This window comes from Janthinobacterium sp. HH104 (assembly GCF_001758715.1).
Lineage (GTDB): Bacteria > Pseudomonadota > Gammaproteobacteria > Burkholderiales > Burkholderiaceae_D > Janthinobacterium > Janthinobacterium aestuarii.
Window position 1 is genome coordinate 1 of sequence record NZ_LRIB01000059.1, and the last position, 4,007, is coordinate 4,007.

General features: G+C 56.7%; 6 protein-coding genes. All 6 read right to left on the reverse strand.

Translation table 11 applies throughout. The annotated features are described in order from the left end of the window. Nucleotides 1-201: 201 nt before the first annotated feature. Nucleotides 202-900 carry a GntR family transcriptional regulator gene (locus tag JAB6_RS26970; protein WP_070305847.1) on the reverse strand — a complete coding sequence of 233 codons (699 nt, stop codon included), beginning with the start codon at nucleotides 898-900 and terminating at the stop codon, nucleotides 202-204. Between the two features lie 26 nt (nucleotides 901-926). Then, the gene (locus JAB6_RS26975) at nucleotides 927-1,655 is read right to left on the reverse strand and encodes an amino acid ABC transporter ATP-binding protein (RefSeq protein WP_070305850.1); all 729 of its coding nucleotides are present in this window, start codon (nucleotides 1,653-1,655) and stop codon (nucleotides 927-929) included. Beyond that, complete coding sequence (locus JAB6_RS26980) at nucleotides 1,642-2,292, reverse strand: amino acid ABC transporter permease (protein WP_034756882.1); 651 nt, start codon at nucleotides 2,290-2,292, stop codon at nucleotides 1,642-1,644. Before JAB6_RS26980 ends, JAB6_RS26975 begins: the two co-directional genes overlap by 14 nt. Further along, the gene (locus tag JAB6_RS26985) at nucleotides 2,289-2,957 is read right to left on the reverse strand and encodes an amino acid ABC transporter permease (RefSeq protein ID WP_034756880.1); all 669 of its coding nucleotides are present in this window, start codon (nucleotides 2,955-2,957) and stop codon (nucleotides 2,289-2,291) included. The genes JAB6_RS26980 and JAB6_RS26985 overlap by 4 nt, the downstream gene beginning before the upstream one ends. Before the next feature lie 15 nt (nucleotides 2,958-2,972). Beyond that, nucleotides 2,973-3,761, reverse strand: a complete 789-nt coding sequence (locus JAB6_RS26990) for a transporter substrate-binding domain-containing protein (RefSeq protein ID WP_034756878.1) — start codon at nucleotides 3,759-3,761, stop codon at nucleotides 2,973-2,975. 30 nt (nucleotides 3,762-3,791) lie between these two features. After that, nucleotides 3,792-4,007: hypothetical protein (locus tag JAB6_RS29490; RefSeq protein ID WP_175444625.1), on the reverse strand; the 216-nt coding region annotated here is incomplete at its 5' end.

A 4,007-nucleotide genomic window follows, 5' to 3' on the forward strand; every position in this document is an offset into this window, starting at 1 on the left:
ACAAAGCGTTGTGTTTGTCAGCTGCGAAGAAGGAAGAGTATGAAGCATTTCGCTACGTCCGTCAACTCCTTCTTTTTACTACCCAGCCTTTTCAGACTGTCCCTTTTATCTCGCATTTGACTGCGTCTCATTGGGGAGGCGAACTATAGCAAAGCCCCGCCAGTCTTGGCAAGGGCTTTCAATCGCTATCCGTGTTTTTGTTCAGGCGGCCAGCAGGGCTTTGACCAGGTTTTTCTTGTCGACAGACTCCGGGGCATCAACATGCAGCGCCTTGAGCACCTGGTCGAGATGATGCAACATGATGCCGACTGCAGCGTCGGCATTGCCAGCCTTGGCCGCCTCGATGAACAGCGCATGCTCATCCGATGAGCAACTGGCGTCTTCGCTGGACTGCTGGTGCATGGCGATCAGCGAGGTCCGCGCCGTCAGTTTGCGCAAGATTTCTTTCAACACCAGATTACCAACGATATCGGCCAGCAGGATGTGAAAGTCACCCAGCAACCTGGCGCGCAGCGGCAGATCGTTTTGTGACAGGGCCTGGCGTTCCAGCGCAAGGTGGGCATCGATGCGGCGATAATCGTCGGCCTTGGCGATGGTCACGAAATCACGCGCTAGACCGGCCTCGAGCGTGCGGCGCACGGCAAAGATTTCGCGCGCCTCGCGTTCACTGAGCTTGCACACACAAGCGCCCTTTTCCGGAATGATCTCGATGAGCTCATCCTTCGACAGCATCAGCAAGGCCGCACGGATCTTGGTACGACTGACCGAATACACGCGGGCCAGGGCCTCTTCCTTGAGCTTGGTGCCAGAGGGCAAGCGGCGTTCGATAATCGCCGCCGCAATATCCGCAGCGATCTCCTCGCACGAGTTGGTAACAGCTGGTGTAGTGGGGTCAAGCATGCGGGATCTGGCTTTGGCAAAAACGATCAGGAAACCGAACTGATGAAACTGGCCAGTTCCGGCGTTGACGGCGCGGCAAACAGCGCCTTCGGATCACCCTGCTCATGGATTTTTCCCTGGTGCATGAAGACCAGTTGATCGCCCACCTCACGTGCGAAGCGCATTTCATGCGTGACCATGATCAAGGTCATGCCATCCTCGACCAGCTTGCGCACCACGGCCAGCACTTCGTTCACCAGTTCCGGGTCAAGCGCCGAGGTGATTTCATCGCACAACAGTATTTTCGGCTGCATCGCCAGTGCCCGGGCGATTGCCACACGCTGCTGCTGGCCGCCCGACAGCTGGTCTGGAAACGACTCAAAGCGATCGGCAAGGCCGACTTTTGCCAGCGCATCGCGCGCAAGCGCCTCTGCTTGCTGCTTGCCGATTTTTTTGACCACCGTCGGTGCCAGCATCACATTCTGTCCGGCCGTCAGATGCGGATACAGATTGAACTGCTGAAACACCATGCCGACTTTCAGGCGCAACTGGCGCAAATCGGTCTGGCCGACGGTGACCCTCACGCCATCGACGTCGAGCGAGCCTTCATCGAAACTTTCCAGTCCATTGATCGAGCGCAGCAAGGTACTCTTGCCCGAACCACTGCGTCCGATCACTGCCGTCACTTGGCCTTCCTTGACGCGCAAGTCGATGCCCTTGAGGACATGATGCGCACCAAAGCGCTTGTGCAAACCATTGATGCTAACGAGAGACATTGATTTTCCTTTCCAGGCGGCGGGCATACAGCGAAAGCGGGAAACACAGGCAAAAATACATCAGGGCGATCAGGCCATACACGGTGAAGGGCGCAAACGTGGCGTTGCTGATCATCGAGCCGGCCTTGGTCAGCTCGACAAAACCAATAATGGACGTGACCGCCGTCGCTTTCACGACCTGCACGGAAAATCCGACCGTCGGCGCAACGGCGATGCGCAACGCCTGCGGCAAGATCACGTGGCGCATCTGTTCTATATATGTCATTGCCGTGCTGGCAGACGCTTCCCACTGACCGCGCGGAATCGCCTCGACGCAACCGCGCCAGATTTCCGCCAGGTAGGCGCTGGTAAACAAGGTCAGGGCCACGCTGGCGGCCAGCCAGGGCGACACTTGCATGCCGGTCAGCGACAGGCCAAAGAACAGCAGGAACAATTGCATCAGCAGCGGCGTGCCCTGGAACAGCTCGATGTACATGACAGCAAACTTGCGCAGCAGCCGCGCGCTCGAGGTGCGCATCATCAGGATGGCGATACCGACCAGGCCACCGCAAACAAAGGCGATCAAGGACAGCAAGACCGTCCAGCGCCCCGCCAGCAGCAAGTTGCGAATGATGTCCCACAGGGAAAAATCGCTCATGTGGCTCTGCTTGCCAGCACGTAGCGGCCAAACAGGCCCAACGCGCGGCGCACGCCGACCGCCAGCAAAAAGTACATGATGGTGACGACGAAATACACTTCGAAGGAGCGGAAGTTACGCGAGGTAATGAAGCCGGCGCCAAAAGTCAGCTCTTCGGCCGAAATTTGCGAACACACGGACGATCCCAGCATCACGATCACGATCTGGCTCGACAAGGCTGGCCACATCTTGAGCAAGGCCTGGCGCAGGATCACGCAGCGAAAAATCTGGAAGCGCGACATCGCCAGCGCCGAAGCGGCCTCGATATGGCCTTTCGGCACAGACTCTACGCCGGCGCGGATGATCTCGGTGCTATAGGCGCCCAGGTTGAGCACCATCGCAATCGTTGCCGCCTGCCACTCGCTCAAATGAATGCCGAGGCTGGGCAAGCCAAAGAAAACAAAAAATAGCTGCACGATGAACGGCGTGTTGCGGATCAGCTCCACATACACGGTGTAGACCGGGAACAGCACGGGCAGTTTCCAGGCACGCGAGATGGCGCCAAGAATACCGATGGCGACACCGAGCACGGTGCCAACGAGTGTCAAACGCAAGGTGCCGATCACGCCGTTGTACAGGTACTCGCGGTATTCCCAGATACTGCTGAAATCAAAAGTGTATGCCATGGTGCGCTTGACCCGTTACAGCAGGGCGGTGACAGGACGCGTTGTTTTCAGCCATTTCTGGGCGATGGTATTGAGGCTGCCGTCTTCTTTCGACTTGGCCAGGATGGTATTGATTTGCGCCAGTAACTTCGGTTCGCTTTTATTGATGCCGACGTAGCATGGAGAATTTTTGATAAAGAATTTGAATTCGAGTTTTTTGGCAGGCTGTTTTTCGACAATTGCGCCAGCCACCACGTTGCCAGTGGCAATCAAGGGCACCTGGCCGGACAGGAAAGCAGAAATGGTCGCGTTATTATCTTCAAAACGCTTGATGGTGGTATTGGCCGGCGCAATCTTGCTCAGTTCAAGATCTTCCACGGCGCCGCGGGTGACGCCCACGGTTTTACCTGCCAGTTGCTCGGCCTTGCTGATCGTCTGATCCGCACCACCGAATACGCCGCTGAAGAACGGCGCATACGCTGCGCTGAAATCGATGACTTTTTCACGCTCCGGGTTTTTACCGAGACTGGAAATAACCAGGTCGACTTTTTTGGTATTGAGGTAAGGAATGCGATTGGCGCTGGTCACAGGCACCAATTCCAGCTTGACGCCAAGGCCTTTGGCCAGCATTGCGGCCACGTCAATGTCGTAGCCAACGGGTTTCATGTCAGGGCCGACCGATCCGAAAGGCGGGAAATCCTGGGGCACGGCCACGCGCAAGACCTTGGCCTTGAGAATATCGTCGAGCGCCTCGGCATGGGTCAGCGGTGCGGCAAGTACGGTGGCGGACAAGATCAGCGACAACAGGATCGAACGACGGTTCATGGACAACTCCTCAAGGTGGGATGGAGCGTGCTATCCCGTGATGAACAGCGCGCCATAATCCTTGAGCAGTTTCCGTGCCTGCATACAAAGCCTGCATACGATCTGCAAAGCTCCCATTTCTGCATAGTTTTTGAGCAGTGCCTGACTTTCTGCACCACACCATGCACGAATCGGGTGCGCCCAACAAACCACCAGACGTAAAAAAACCCCAACCGGATCACCGGAAGGGGTTTTTTCGAATAACAA